The organism is Microbulbifer sp. SE14, from assembly GCF_059834885.1.
This window is the reverse complement of sequence record NZ_JCBAJA010000001.1, coordinates 227,893-241,755: the sequence shown is the minus strand read 5'-3', so window position 1 is coordinate 241,755 and position 13,863 is coordinate 227,893. Positions and strand designations below refer to the sequence as shown.

The 13,863-nt window shown below is 64.3% G+C and carries 9 protein-coding genes; 5 read left to right on the top strand and 4 right to left on the bottom strand.

Annotated features, from left to right (window positions below; genetic code table 11):
- Positions 1 to 22: 22 nt before the first annotated feature.
- The gene (locus AC6R19_RS01035) at positions 23 to 1,231 is read right to left on the bottom strand and encodes a NupC/NupG family nucleoside CNT transporter (RefSeq protein WP_500577619.1); all 1,209 of its coding nucleotides are present in this window, start codon (positions 1,229 to 1,231) and stop codon (positions 23 to 25) included.
- 293 nt (positions 1,232 to 1,524) lie between these two features.
- Between AC6R19_RS01035 and deoA the strand changes: the two genes are divergently transcribed.
- The 4 genes from deoA (at position 1,525) to AC6R19_RS01015 (ending at position 7,644) form a co-directional block, all read left to right on the top strand.
- Positions 1,525 to 2,883: a thymidine phosphorylase gene (gene deoA / locus AC6R19_RS01030; protein ID WP_500577618.1), complete on the top strand. Its 1,359-nt coding sequence runs from the start codon at positions 1,525 to 1,527 to the stop codon at positions 2,881 to 2,883.
- A gap of 1 nt (position 2,884) precedes the next feature.
- Positions 2,885 to 4,159 carry a phosphopentomutase gene (locus AC6R19_RS01025; RefSeq protein ID WP_500577617.1) on the top strand — a complete coding sequence of 425 codons (1,275 nt, stop codon included), beginning with the start codon at positions 2,885 to 2,887 and terminating at the stop codon, positions 4,157 to 4,159.
- A complete protein-coding gene (gene deoC / locus AC6R19_RS01020; RefSeq protein ID WP_500577616.1) occupies positions 4,143 to 5,183 on the top strand; it encodes a deoxyribose-phosphate aldolase in 1,041 nt (346 codons plus the stop codon). The genes AC6R19_RS01025 and deoC overlap by 17 nt, the downstream gene beginning before the upstream one ends.
- An 82-nt stretch (positions 5,184 to 5,265) precedes the next feature.
- Positions 5,266 to 7,644 carry an aldehyde dehydrogenase family protein gene (locus AC6R19_RS01015; protein WP_500577615.1) on the top strand — a complete coding sequence of 793 codons (2,379 nt, stop codon included), beginning with the start codon at positions 5,266 to 5,268 and terminating at the stop codon, positions 7,642 to 7,644.
- 252 nt (positions 7,645 to 7,896) lie between these two features.
- Here AC6R19_RS01015 and AC6R19_RS01010 read toward each other — a convergent pair whose 3' ends face one another.
- The 3 genes from AC6R19_RS01010 to AC6R19_RS01000 all read right to left on the bottom strand — a co-directional run bounded on the left by AC6R19_RS01010 (position 7,897) and on the right by AC6R19_RS01000 (position 12,115).
- Positions 7,897 to 9,195, bottom strand: a complete 1,299-nt coding sequence (locus AC6R19_RS01010; protein WP_500577614.1) for an endonuclease — start codon at positions 9,193 to 9,195, stop codon at positions 7,897 to 7,899.
- A 405-nt stretch (positions 9,196 to 9,600) separates the two neighbouring features.
- Positions 9,601 to 10,914, bottom strand: coding sequence for a guanine deaminase (gene guaD, locus AC6R19_RS01005; protein WP_500577613.1), 1,314 nt, complete (start codon positions 10,912 to 10,914; stop codon positions 9,601 to 9,603).
- Positions 10,915 to 11,026: 112 nt separating this feature from the next.
- The gene (locus AC6R19_RS01000) at positions 11,027 to 12,115 is read right to left on the bottom strand and encodes a nucleoside hydrolase (RefSeq protein ID WP_500577612.1); all 1,089 of its coding nucleotides are present in this window, start codon (positions 12,113 to 12,115) and stop codon (positions 11,027 to 11,029) included.
- 331 nt (positions 12,116 to 12,446) lie between these two features.
- On the opposite strand from AC6R19_RS01000, the gene AC6R19_RS00995 reads away from it, so the two are divergent.
- Positions 12,447 to 13,766: an NCS2 family permease gene (locus AC6R19_RS00995; protein WP_500577611.1), complete on the top strand. Its 1,320-nt coding sequence runs from the start codon at positions 12,447 to 12,449 to the stop codon at positions 13,764 to 13,766.
- Positions 13,767 to 13,863: the final 97 nt, after the last annotated feature.

Below are 13,863 nucleotides of genomic sequence, written 5' to 3'. Positions count from 1 at the left end.
CTCTCGCATCGCATTGGCGGCCTTACAGGGAAACGAAGAATCCGGCCAGCGCCGCGCTCATCAGGTTGGCCAGGGTGCCGGCCAGCACGGCCTTCAACCCCATCCGCGCTATCTCCGGGCGCCGCGACGGCGCCAGGCTGCCGAGGCCGCCGAGCAGTATGGCGATGGAGGAGAAGTTGGCGAAGCCGCACAGGGCGAAGGTGACCACTACCTGGGCGTGGGCGGACAGTGTCTCCTTGTGGGCGACGAAGTCCGCATAGGCGACAAATTCGTTGAGCACCAGCTTTTGCCCGATCAGGCTGCCGGAGGCCATACTCTCCGACCAGGGAATTCCCAGCGCATAGGCGATGGGTGAAAAGACGGCACCGAGGATGCTCTGCAGCGTCACCCCCGGCAGGCCGAACCACCCGAAAATGCCGCCGATGGCGCCGTTGATCAATGCGATCAGGGCGATAAAGGCGATCAGCATGGCGCCGATATTCACCGCCAGTTTCATGCCGCTCAGGGCGCCGCTGGCGGCCGCGTCAATCACATTGGCGGGGCGCTCGCCGTCATCAAAGGCGACTTTTACGTCGGCGGCCTGCAGCGTCTCCTGTTCCGGGATCATCAGCTTTGCCATCAGCAGGCCGCCCGGCGCCGCCATAAAACTGGCCGCAATCAGATATTTTAAATCCACGCCCATGTTTGCGTAGCCCACCAGCAGGGAACCGGCGATGGACGCCATGCCCCCCACCATGACCGCAAAGAGTTCGGAGCGGGTCATGCCGGCGATATAGGGGCGGATAACCAGGGGCGCCTCGGTCTGGCTGACAAAAATATTGGCGGTAGCGGACAGGGATTCCGTATGACCGGTTCCCAGCACGCGGTGAAAAAAAGTACCGATCACCCCGACGATTTTTTGCATGATGCCCAGGTGGTAGAGCACGGCCACCAGGGAGGAGAAAAAGATCAGCACCGGCAGCACATTGAACGCGAAGATGAATCCGAGTTTCTGCCTGCCGAGATCGCCGAACAGAAAATTGATGCCGGCGTCGGCATAGTCAATGACGTGCTGGACACCCTCGGATAACGATGCCAGCGCGGCCTGCCCGGCGGGAATGTAGAGAACCAGGGCGGCAAAGCCGGCCTGTATGGCAAAGGCCGCACCGACGGTGCGCAGCCTGATGGCCTTGCGGTTTTCGGAAAATAGGACTGCGATTGCCACCAGGGCAAGCATACCGATCAGACTCATAGAATTGCCTGCTGGAGCTGCGGCATCCCGCGGTTTTCCGTTGCCGGGAGTACCTTCGCCAGCTCGAGTTATTAATATTTTTGCCTCAGCGCGGCGCGACGTCCGGAAATTATCAGGAACTGATCAATCGGTCAATTTGCCGTGCTTTGGGGATGGCCCTGTAAGCCCCGTAAGTCGGGACTTTGCGGCGATTGTGGCTGCAAAAAGTGGACCAAGTGGTTAGGATTGATCTATGATGTCGTGGTCGGCCGGGAGGTCGCAACAAATCTGTAATAAACAGGAATTACCCCATAATGCTGGCCCAGGAAATCATTCACGCGAAGCGCGAGGGCGGGGCCCTGTCCGCGCGCGAGATCGAGTTTTTTATCGAGGGCATGGTGAATGAGCGCATCACCGAGGGCCAGGTGGCCGCGCTGGCGATGGCGATATTTTTCCGCGGCCTGGCGCGCCCCGAGTCGGTGGCGCTGACCCGCGCGCTGCAGCGCTCCGGCACCACCCTCGACTGGTCGGCGCTGGACCTGCCGGGCCCGGTGGTCGACAAGCACTCCACCGGCGGTGTCGGTGACAAGGTCAGCCTGATGCTGGCGCCCATGCTCGCCGCCTGCGGCACCTTCGTGCCGATGATTTCCGGCCGCGGCCTGGGCCACACCGGCGGCACCCTGGACAAGATGGACAGCATTCCCGGCTACAACACCAGCCCGGATATCCCCGCCTTCCAGCAGGCGGTCAAGCGGGCCGGCTGTGCCATCGTCGGCCAGACTGCGGAACTGGCGCCCGCGGACAAGCGCCTCTACGGCATCCGCGATGTCACTGCGACGGTGGAATCCATTCCGCTGATCACCGCCTCTGTCCTGTCCAAGAAACTCTCCGCCGGCCTCGACAGCCTGGTGATGGACATCAAGACCGGCAGCGGTGCCTTCGCCGACAATTTCCCCATGGCAGTGGAACTCGCCACCAGCATCGTCGAAGTGGGGGAGGGCCTGGGCCTGCCCATCTCCGCACTGATCACCGACATGTCCCAGGTGCTGGGCCCCACCGCCGGCAACGCGCTGGAAGTGCGCGAAGTGATCGATTACCTGAAGGGCGACTTCCGCGACCCGCGCCTGCACCAGGTGGTGATCGCCCTCGGCGCCGAGCTGCTGCTGCTCAGTGGCCGCGCCGGCGGGCTGCAGGAGGGCCGCGAAATGATGGTGCTGACCCTGGACAATGGTTCCGCCTGCGAGTATTTCGCCAACATGGTGGTGGAGCTGGGAGGCCCGGCGGACCTGGTGGACAGGCCGGACAGGCACCTCCCCGCCGCGCCGGTGGTGGTGCCCGCCTACCCGGAAGCCGCCGGTACCATTGCGGAAATCGACGTGCGCGCGGTGGGCAACGCCGTGGTGGAACTGGGCGGTGGCCGCCGCCGCGCCCAGGATCCGGTGGACCACCGTGTCGGCCTGAGTGACATCCGCGCCCCCGGCGACAGCGTCGGCGCGGATACACCGCTGGCTATGATCCACGCCGCCAGCGAAGCGGATGCGGAAAGGGCCCTGGCGCGGCTGCGCCGGGCCTTTGCCCTGGGCCCGGATACGGCAGGGGAAACCGGCAGGGCGAAGCCGCAGCCGGTCATCCTGGAACGTCTCGGCGGGCGTGGCAGGAGAGAGGAAGGCTGATATGTTCCCCCGCGCCTTTATCCTGGTAATGGACTCCCTCGGCATAGGCGCCAGCGCCGACGCCGGCCGCTTCGGCGACGCCGGCGCCAATACCCTCGGCCATATCGCCGGGGGTTGCATCCGCGGGCAGGGGGACAGGGAGGGGCTGCGCAGCGGGCCGCTGAAGATTCCCAACCTGCTGCGCCTGGGTCTGGGCCGCGCACTGGAGGAGAGCAGCGGCGCACCGATCGAGGGAATAGACGCGCCGCAGTCGCTGACCGGTGCCTACGGCCACTGCGCCGAGGTCAGCTCCGGCAAGGACACGCCCAGCGGCCACTGGGAAATCGCCGGCCTGCCGGTGGAATTCGACTGGACCTGTTTTCCCGACACGGTGCCGTCCTTTCCGGCCGGGCTCACCGATGAACTGATCCGCCGCGGCAAGCTGCCCGGCATTCTCGGCAACTGCCACGCCTCCGGCACCGACATTCTCAGGGAGCTGGGCGAGGAGCATGTCCGCAGCGGCAAACCCATTGTCTACACCTCGGCGGATTCGGTGGTACAGATCGCCGCCCACGAAATCCATTTCGGCCTGGGGCGGCTATTGGAACTGTGCGAAATCGCGCGGGAGCTGGTGGACCCGCTGAACGTCGGCCGGGTGATAGCGCGGCCCTTTGTTGGGGAGAGAGCCGGGGACGGCGCCGACAGCTTCGCGCGCACCGCCAACCGCCGCGATTACACCACACCGCCGCACAGGCCCACCCTGTTGGATAAGCTGCAGGAAAGTGGCGGCGAAGTGGTGGCAGTGGGCAAGACCGGCGATATTTTTGCCGGCCGGGGGGTAGGGCGCAGCGTCAAGGCGGATGGCAATATGGCCCTCTTCGACGCCACCCTGAAGGTCGCGTGCGGAAACTGCGACAGGCCGACATTGGTGTTCACCAACTTCGTCGACTTCGACACCCTCTACGGCCACCGCCGCGACCTGGCCGGCTACGCCGCCGCCCTGGAGGCCATGGACCGGCGCCTGCCGGAACTGCAGGCGCTGCTGCGCCCCGGCGATATCGCGGTGATCACCGCGGACCACGGCTGCGATCCCACCTGGCCCGGCAGCGACCACACCCGCGAGCATATTCCCGCACTCTTCTTCGGCCCCGGCGTCGCCCCCGGCAGCCTGGGCCTGCGCCACAGTTTTGCGGATATCGGCCAGACCCTGGCGGAATTTTTCCAACTGGCGCGGCTCGACTGCGGCCATTCTTTTTACCGACAACTGCAAGGTGACGCCCATGACGGCCACCACTGAAATGAAAAGGAACCAGCAGAGAGCAACAGAGGGGCAGACTGTGAGACAAAAGGGTGAAACCCCTGGCGTCGCGGGACACGCCGTCAACCCGGGAGTCCCCTTCAACCCCGGGTGGCTGGAGGATATCCGCGTAAACCTCAGCGCCGCCGAGCGGCGCATCGCCACCCTGGCCGCGCGCCGCTCGCTGAAGAAGAACTGGCAGGCCGCCTGGCTGTTGAAGGCGATCAGCTGCATGGACCTGACCACCCTGTCCGGCCAGGACACCCCCGGCCGGGTGCGGCGCCTCTGCGCCAAGGCGCGCACACCACTGGACCCCGCGCTGCAGAAGGCCCTCGGCGTGGAACAACTGAACATCACCACCGGCGCCGTCTGCGTCTACCACCAGATGGTGGAAACCGCGGTGGCGGCGCTTGCGGGCAGCGGCATACCGGTGGCTGCCGTCTCCACCGGCTTTCCCGCCGGCCTGTCGCCGCTGGAAACCCGCCTCGCGGAAATCCGCGCCTCGGTGGCTGCCGGCGCGCGGGAAATCGATGTAGTGATCACCCGCGCCCACGTGCTGAACGGCGATTGGGCTTTCCTCTACCAGGAGATCAAGGCCTGCCGCGCCGCCTGTGGCAGCGCCCATATGAAAACCATCCTCTCCACCGGCGAGCTGGGCAATCTCAACAATGTCGCCCGCGCATCCATGGTGGCGATGATGGCGGGCAGCGACTTTATCAAGACCTCCACCGGCATGGAGTCCACCAACGCCACACTGCCGGTGAGCCTGGTGATGCTGCGCGCAATCAGGGACTACGAAGCGCTGAGCGGCTACCGTGTCGGCTTCAAGCCCGCCGGCGGCATCGCCACCGCCAAGGACGCGCTCAATTACCTGGTGCTGGTCAAGGAGGAACTGGGAAACGCCTGGCTGACCCCGAAACTTTTCCGCTTCGGCGCCTCCAGCCTGCTCGGCGATATAGAGCGGCAGTTGCAGCACCATGTCAGCGGGCGTTACTCGGCCGCGCATCGGCACGCGATGGGATGATGCGGAACCGGAAAAAGATAACGAGCTGGATGCGAAGGCTTGGCGCCCAAGGGCCCGAAAATTGAAATGATGGAAACCCCTTATGACGGTTGCGGAAATTTTTGAAAACATGAGTTACGGCCCCGCCCCCGAAAGCACGGATAAAGTCGATGCCTGGCTGGAAGGCCACAGTGACGGTTTCGGACTTTTTATCAACGGAGACTGGGTCGCGCCGGCATCCGCCGCGGGTTTCGGCAGCGTCAACCCGGCCAACGGCAAGCGACTGGCAAGAATCACGCAGGCGGGCAGCGGGGATGTGAATGCGGCGGTTGCAGCCGCGCGCGCGGCGCAGCCGGCCTGGGAAAAACTCGGCGGCCACGGCCGCGCCCGCTACCTCTACAGCCTCGCGCGCCTGCTGCAGAAGCGCGCGCGGGAATTTGCCGTGCTGGAATCCCTGGACAACGGCAAACCCATCCGCGAAAGCCGCGATATCGATATCCCCCTCGCCATCCGTCACTTCTACCACCACGCCGGCTGGGCGCAGCTGCTGGAGTCGGAATTTCCCGGCCAGCGGCCACTGGGCGTAGTGGGCCAGATAATCCCGTGGAACTTCCCGCTGCTGATGGCGGCCTGGAAAATCGCCCCCGCGCTCGCCGCCGGCAACTGCGTGGTGCTGAAACCGGCGGAATACACCAGCCTCACCGCGCTGATGTTCGCCGAACTGTGCGCGGAAGCCGGGCTGCCGCCGGGCGTGGTCAATATCGTCACCGGCGACGGCGCAACGGGCGAATACCTGGTGGACCACCCGGACGTCGACAAAATCGCCTTTACCGGCTCCACCGAAGTGGGCCGTCGCATCCGCGCCCGCACCGCGGGCAGGCAAAAAAAACTCACCCTGGAACTGGGCGGCAAGTCTCCGTTTATCCTCTTCGAAGACGCCGACCTGGACGCCGCCGTGGAGGGACTGGTGGATGCCATCTGGTTCAACCAGGGGCAGGTGTGCTGCGCCGGCTCGCGGCTGTTGGTGCAGGAGGGCTTGGAGGAGCGCGCCATCGCCAGGATCCGCGCGCGTATGGAAAAGCTGCGCGTCGGCGACCCGCTGGATAAAAACACCGACCTGGGCGCCATCGTCGACCCGGCCCAGCGCACGCGCATCGCCGAACTGGTGGAACAGGGTGTGCGCGAGGGCGCCGTACTCTGGCAACCGGATTCGCCCTGCCCGCAGGAGGGCTGCTTCTACCCGCCGACGCTGCTGACCGGCGTCGAGCCTGCAAATGTGGTGGCCCGCGAGGAAATCTTCGGGCCGGTGCTCTGCGTGATGAGCTTCCGCACCCAGGCCGAGGCCGTGGCCCTGGCCAACAACAGCCGCTACGGCCTGGCCGCCAGTATCTGGTCGGAAAATATCAACCGCGCCCTGGATGTGGCGCCGCAACTGAAGGCCGGCGTGGTCTGGATCAACAGCACAAACCAGTTCGACGCCGCCTGCGGTTTCGGCGGCTACCGCGAATCCGGCATAGGCCGGGAGGGCGGTAGCGAGGGCATGGAAGAGTACCTGCGCCCGCGATTCGAATTTGTCGACACGGAAGGCGCGCCCGCGATGGCGGGCCCGGCCGCAGTGGTTGGAGAAAGCCCGGCCGTGGGCCTGCCGCCGATAGACCGCACCGCCAAGCACTATATCAACGGCAGGCAGGTGCGCCCGGACAGCGGTAATACCCTGGCGGTGGGTGACCCCGGCGAGCGGGTCGGCGACGGCAACCGCAAGGATATCCGCAACGCCGTGGAGGCCGCCTTCAAGGCCGAAAGCTGGAGTCGCAGCAGCGGTCACATGCGCGCGCAGCTGCTCTACTACCTGGCGGAAAACCTGAGCTGCCGCGAGGGAGAATTCTGTCGGCGACTCGTCGACACAACCGGTGTGAGCACTGACAACGCCGGGCGCGAGTTCGACGCCAGCCTGAGCCGGCTATTCACTTACGCCGCCTGGGCCGACAAATACGACGGCGCCGTCCACCAGCCGCCCCTGCGTGGCGCCGTCCTGGCAATAAACGAGCCCATCGGCATCATCGGCGTCGGCTGCCCGGACCATCTGCCGCTGCTGTCGTTCGTCTCCCTGCTGGCGCCGGCGCTGGCCATGGGCAACCGCCTGGTGCTGGTGCCATCGGAAAAGTATCCACTGCTCGCCACGGATTTCTACCAGGTGCTGGAAACCTCGGACATCCCGGCCGGTGCGGTCAATATCGTCACAGGCCCGCGCGACACGCTGGTCAAGGTGCTCGCGGAGCACGACCAGGTGGATGGGATCTGGTATTTCGGCGGCGCTGCCGGCAGCGAAATGGTGGAGCTGGCCTCGGCCCACACGGTCAAGCGCACCTGGGTAAACAACGGAAAATTCCCCGACTGGTTCTCCCGCGAGCAGGGGGAGGGCAGGCAATTCCTTCGCGAGGCCTGCGAGGTGAAGAATATCTGGATTCCCTATGGTGATTGACTGAATGCTTTCGGGAATCGGGGCCCGGAAAAGAATGCCATAGTCGTAGGATGGGCAAAGCGCAGTGTGCCCATCAACCGGCGCTGAATGATGGCACACCGTTGCGCTCCTTTGCCCATTCTGCAAGGGACTTATACCGAGCTGTGTGTAGGTTGAAGTGAGTTCCGCGAACTCCAGCACAACTGCCTGCGCCCATGTTGGGGTTCGTTACACTCACGCCAACCTACACCTGGCAAGGGCGGTGGGTAATTCCTACTGCCCCCAGATGGACCCCACATATTCCGGGTGATCGATGAAGGGGTTGCGGTTGCCCTGGTAGCTGTAGGCCGCCTCGTTGCGGTCCACTTCCCACTGGCTCACCGGATCGGCGTTGTGCCAGTCGATCAGCAGCTGCAGGGCCCAACTCTCGAATACCTGATCACCGGAGCCGTCCAGCATGGCATCGCCGTAGCTGCTGTTGTTTTCCCAGCCCGCGATCACATCCTGGTAGCGGGTGGCCATATAGAAATAGGCCCTGGCGACATCCCCCTTGAACTCGTCGATGGGCTCGAACACGGTGCCGGTATAGCCCTGGCTGGACTGACCGCTGCCGAGCTTGCTGCCATTGCTGGAAACGGCGCTGGTGGTGGCCACCTCGCCATAGGGATAGCTGCCGCGCAGGGCGTTGACATAGCCATCGGAGGCGAAAATGTGGTGCACGTCCGTATTCATCGGCGCCACGGCACCGCCGAACCAGGAACGCGGGAAGCTGTGCTCGCGGTTGTAGCAGTCGCCCTCACCGCTGTAGTTGCCGCACTGGTCGCTGACCGCGGTGTACTCATAGGGATCGCTGCCACCGGGATTTTCCGAATAGATATCCAGGATTGATCCATCCCCCTCGTAGTAGTAATCCAGGTCATTGGCGGCGTAGAAATCCCACAGGGCGCTGTAGCTCTGGGCGCTGTGGTCCCGGATGATGTTGTGGAGCGCCGTCTTCAGGCTGTAGCCGCTCAGGCCGTCGGCGGAGTCATAGTAGCTGCCGCCGCCGCTGGACCCCCCGCTGCTTGAGCCGCCGCCGCTGCTGGCGGTGGGCTCAAAGGCATCCACATAAACCACTTCCGAGCCGTCGAACCCCCAGCGGTCGTAGAAACGCAACCCCACCTCGATGGTGCCGCTGCCGCTGGCGGTAAAGCTGTAGCTGAGCTGCTGCCACTGGCCGGTCTGCGAATAGTCGGAGTAGTCCCGGTAGCCGTTGACGTAAAGGCGCGCCGCGACACTGCCCTCGGTATGGCGGACCCACACGGAAAAATTGTAGGTCTGGCCGGCACTCACGCTCACCGTCTGGCGCAGATCCGTCGACGACTGGGTGCCGGTTGTCACCCTGACCGATGCCGCCGAGCCGCCGCTGTATACCGTGGAAGTGCTCTGGCTGACGTCGATGCCGGAGTCGATGGTGCTCCAGCCATCGGGGCTGCCGCCGGTCCAGTCTTCAAAACCGCCGTTGGCCACATCGGCACTCGCCCACTGGCTCAATGCCGCCAAAAATAGAAAAGCTCCTAGATATTTTTTCATCACTATTGTCCTGGGGATTGATTTTCCGCGAACGCAAGTGCGTCCGCCCGATTACCACTACAGTCAGTCGTTCAAGGGTGCGACTCCAACGTGGAAACGCCCTGAGTTCTACTTCTGCCTGGGTACAGATCAATCCGCCGGCAACTGCGAAGCCGTTGCAGGACTGCTCGAAGAAAGCCGACCAGAGCTTCCGATAACCTGATCAACCGGTTAAATTTATGAATACCGCCAGCCAGCGTCAAGGGGGGTTAATGAACGAAAAGATTTAGTGGTAGCCCGCCACGATAGTGTGCATATATGACAATAATTTGTATCTTTTCCAGGAAAGGCAGGTTTGGATCCTTTTGCTGGCGATCGTGTTGGTGCACGACAAAATTTAAATACCATTCCCAATGTTGGCCGCTCCTACAGGGTTGGCAGTAGCGGGTTGTTGTAGGCCAGGTGTCCGGCAATATAGGTGCGCTCGACGATGCGCTCGTCCCCCATGGTCATATAGGCAAAGAGTTCCTCGCGGATATCGCGGCAGTAGCGCAGGCGTTCGCGCAGCAGCGGTTCGCGGCTGCCGTTCAATAACAGCAGGTCCGCCTCCTTGCCCGGTGCCAGGTTGCCGATATAGCGGTCCAGGTGCAGGGCGCGGGCGGCGCCGAGACTTGCCATGTAGAAGGCCTCGGCGGCGCCCAGGGGGTAGTTGCCGAGCTGGCATACCTTGTAGGCCTCGCCCATGCTCCGCAGCTGGCACAGGCTGGTGCCGGCGCCCACATCGGTGGCCAGTGCCACCGGTATGCCGCGCTCACGCAGCTTTTGCAACTTCAGCAGGCCGCTGCCGAGAAACAGGTTGGAGGTGGGGCAGAAGGCCACGGCGGCGCCGGCATCGGCCAGGCGTTGCTGTTCCGATTCGGTCAGGTGGATACAGTGGGCATAGACACTGCGCTCGCCGTGCAGGCCGTGTCGTTCATAAATGTTCAGGTAATCGCTGGCCTCGGGGAAGAGGGCGGCGGTCCAGGCGACCTCGTCGCGGTTTTCGCTCAGGTGCGTCTGCAGCCACAGGTCCGGGCAGTCCCGCAGCAGCTGTCCGGCCACCGCCAGCTGCGCGCGACTGGAGGTGCCGGCGAAGCGCGGGGTGACGGCATAGCCGAGTCGCCCGCGCCCGTGCCACCTGTCGATCAGGGCCGCGGATTCGCGCAGCGCGCGCCAGGGGGTGTCCAGCAGGCCTTGTGGTGCGTTGCGGTCCATCAATACCTTGCCGGCGATCAGGCGCATATCGGCGCGGTGGGCGGCCTCGAACAGGTGCTCGGTGCTGTGGGCAAAGCTGGTGGTAAACACCACGGCGGTGGTGGTGCCGCGGGAGAGCAGGGCGTCGATAAAAAAGTCGGCGTTGTGGCGGGAGGTTTCCTCGTCGGCAAAGCGCAGCTCCGCGGGAAAGGTGTATTTGTGCAACCAGTCCAGCAGTTTTTTGCCGTAGCTGCCCATCACCGGCAGCTGCGGCGCGTGTACATGGGCGTCGATAAAACCGCTGGTCACCAGCGCCTCGGGCCTGTGTTCGACCGTAGCCAGGTCCAGGCCCCGGGCCTCGGCGCGGCGTGCGTCTTCGAGCAGGGTGATGCGACCGTCGGCAAAACCGATAACGCCGTCCTCGTAGTAGGCGAGGGCGGCGTCCGGGGAGCCGCTTACGTCGTCGCGAAAGTGGACTATGCGGCTGCGCAGCAGTGTCTGTTTCACTTCAGCCTCCTCCCAGCTCCCTCTCCAACAGCGCGCTGATTGCGACGGAGCGGCCGGCGAAGAAATCTCCTGTTCGCGATAGGTGAGCGCGGGTGAGTATGCCCCTTGGCGATCAGCCGCGGTTGAGTGTCCGGGTAAACAGCTCGAAGGCCCGCGCGGCGTCCGTTTCCAGGCAGATTTTTACCGGGGGATTGTCGCCGCCGGTGCGGGTAATGCCGCTTTTCCCGGCATCCAGGTGCCGGCGTTCGGCGCCATTGTAGGTGGTGGCGGGAATGGAGCGCAGCGACGACGGCTGCCAGGGCGCACCGCGTTTCACGCTGACGCTCACCGGCTGCAGGGGCCCGCGGCAGAAGGCCGGGTCCAGGGCCACCAGCGCGGCCAGCACGTCCCAGAAATAGTATTCACCGGACTCGATAAACCAGTCGTTGTCGTCCAGCACCCCATCCCAGAAACGGGCCGCGGGGGTTTTCGCCGCGGCCTTGAAGTCACGGGCGAATGTTTTGGTGACCTTTACTTTGTTGGTCACGTCCAGGCCCACCACCTCGATTGGCAGCCCGGAGGCGAAGACCCGGGCCGCGGCCTCCGGGTCCACGAAGATGTTCCACTCCGCCTGTGTGTTGGGATGGTTGTCGGTAAAGCCGGGCACAATGATGTTGCCGGGCACGGCGAAGGCGCCGCCCATGATGACCAGGCGCTTTACCCTGTCCCCGTCGCCGGGGTATTTTTCCAGCCACTGGGCGATATTGGTCAGGCTGCCGGTGGCCACCAGCACGGCTTTTTGATCGCTGCCGGCGAGGGCGGAGTGGATCACCTCCACCGCGTGTTTTGTGCTCGCGGCGCGCGGGCTTGCGGGCAGCGGAATGCCCGAGAGGGTGTCCGCCTGCTGGCGCCAGGGCTCCGGGAAGGCGAAGTAGCCGTCCAGGGGGTGGTCGTCGCCGCAGGCGATCTGCACCTGGCCGGCGGGCGTCAGGTCCAGCAGGGCGGCAATATTTTTCATCGCCGGGGCACAGCGGGTCTCGCCGGCACCGTTACTGGTGACGGCGACCAGTTCCAGCTCCTCGTGCATGGCCAACAGCAGCAGCGCGGACCAGTCGTCGATGGCCATGTCGGTATCGAAGATGACCGGCCGCGGCGCGGATGCGTGGGCGTTTGCAATGAAAATGGTGAGCAGGCAACTGCAGGCGATGAATAGTTTTCTCATTGTCGTGCTCGAACCGGTTACTGTGGATCTTGTTTCGCTTTGTGTACGGGTGCCAGAGAAATCCTGACCAATTGGTTTAAAAATTGCAAGAGTTAATTAAGAGTTGAATGGCGCTAAGTTAAGGCTTTGGGGCGGGCCTGCTACCGGGGTGCTTTGCGGGACACGCCGTGAATACATCCCTGTAGCCTTGTCTGCGAGGTCCCTCTCGCAGACAGTCCCGCAAAGCCCCCCCGGTATCAGGCCCTCCGCATCGGACTTTTCGCTTAACTTAGCGGTATTCAATTAAAAGTTAATATTGCTCGATCAACGATAAAAATATGGGTTAATTCTTATGCAGAGAGTCGCGGACTATTTCAATTTCAGGCTCGCGGAGTCGGGACGGGGGGAGCTGCGCGCCGGTTTCTGGCGGCGGGAGGCGCTGGCGGGGCTGACCACCTTCCTGGCCATGGCCTATATCACCGTGGTCAATCCGGCCATTCTCTCCGAGGCGGGCATGGACTTCGGCGCCGTGTTTGTGGCCACCTGCCTGGCGGCGGCCTTCGGTTCCATCGCCATGGGGCTGCTGGGCAACTATCCCCTGGCGCTGGCGCCGGGCATGGGCCAGAACGCCTTCTTCACCTATGCCGTGGTGCTGGGCATGGGGCACCCCTGGCAGACGGCCTTGGGGGCGGTGTTCCTGTCCGGCATCCTGTTCGTGGCGCTGAGCCTGCTGCCCTTCCGGGAGTGGCTGATCAACGCCATTCCCCGCAACCTCAAACTGGGTATCTCCGCGGGTATCGGGCTCTTCCTGGGCATTATTGCCCTGAGCAATGCGGGGGTTGTGGTGGACAATCCGGCGACGCTGGTATCCCTGGGGGACCTGACCGCCTTCGAGCCGCTGATGTGCCTGGCCGGCTTCGTGCTGATCGCCGCACTGGCCCAGCGCGGGGTCACCGGCGCGGCGGTGATCGGCATACTGGCGGTGAGCGCCGTCGGCTGGGGGTTGGGTCAGGTGGAGTTCAAGGGGCTGGTGGCCCTGCCGCCGTCGCCGGCGCCGGTGCTGTTGCAGCTGGATATCGCCGGCGCCTTCGACATTTCCCTGGTCACCGTGATCCTGACCATGCTGCTGGTGGATGTATTCGACACGGCCGGCACCATGGTGGGGGTGGCCAACCGGGCCGGCCTGGTGCGCGCCGACGGCTCCCTGCCGCGCCTGGGCAAGGCGCTGCTGGCGGATTCCGGGGCCACGGTAGTGGGCGCGCTTGCGGGTACTTCCTCCACTACCAGCTATATCGAGAGCGCCGCCGGGGTCGAGGCCGGCGGCCGCACCGGCATGACGGCCATCGTCTGCGGCCTGCTCTTCCTGTTGTGCCTGCTGTTCGCGCCCCTGGCGCAGAGCGTCCCCGCCTGTGCGACGGCGGCGGCGTTGCTGTTCGTGGCCTGCCTGATGGCGCGCAGCCTGGCGGACCTGGATTGGTCCGATCACAGCGAAAGCGCACCGGCGGTCATCGCCGCCCTGGCCATGCCCCTGGGCTACTCCATCGCCGACGGCATCGGATTGGGTTTTATCGCCTATGCGGCGATAAAACTGCTCAACGGGCAGCTGAGATCCTGCCCGCTGGTGGTCTATCTTGTGGCTGCTGTCTTTGCGCTGAAGTTTGCGTTTCTGTAACCGGCGTGCGGACGTTGTGAACGTTTTTCGTCGCTCGCTTTTTTACCTGTCCCTGAATGGACGCCCTGTTGACGGCGGGCGCAGGGGCGCGCTGCCC

Excerpts from the sequence above, each read along its gene's own strand:
- AC6R19_RS01035 (WP_500577619.1), bottom strand. The coding sequence starts at position 1,231 with ATGAGTCTGATCGGTATGCTTGCCCTGGTGGCAATCGCAGTCCTATTT.
- deoA (WP_500577618.1), top strand. The coding sequence starts at position 1,525 with ATGCTGGCCCAGGAAATCATTCACGCGAAGCGCGAGGGCGGGGCCCTG.
- AC6R19_RS01025 (WP_500577617.1), top strand. The coding sequence starts at position 2,885 with ATGTTCCCCCGCGCCTTTATCCTGGTAATGGACTCCCTCGGCATAGGC.
- deoC (WP_500577616.1), top strand. The coding sequence starts at position 4,143 with ATGACGGCCACCACTGAAATGAAAAGGAACCAGCAGAGAGCAACAGAG.
- AC6R19_RS01015 (WP_500577615.1), top strand. The coding sequence starts at position 5,266 with ATGACGGTTGCGGAAATTTTTGAAAACATGAGTTACGGCCCCGCCCCC.
- AC6R19_RS01010 (WP_500577614.1), bottom strand. The coding sequence starts at position 9,195 with ATGAAAAAATATCTAGGAGCTTTTCTATTTTTGGCGGCATTGAGCCAG.
- AC6R19_RS01000 (WP_500577612.1), bottom strand. The coding sequence starts at position 12,115 with ATGAGAAAACTATTCATCGCCTGCAGTTGCCTGCTCACCATTTTCATT.
- AC6R19_RS00995 (WP_500577611.1), top strand. The coding sequence starts at position 12,447 with ATGCAGAGAGTCGCGGACTATTTCAATTTCAGGCTCGCGGAGTCGGGA.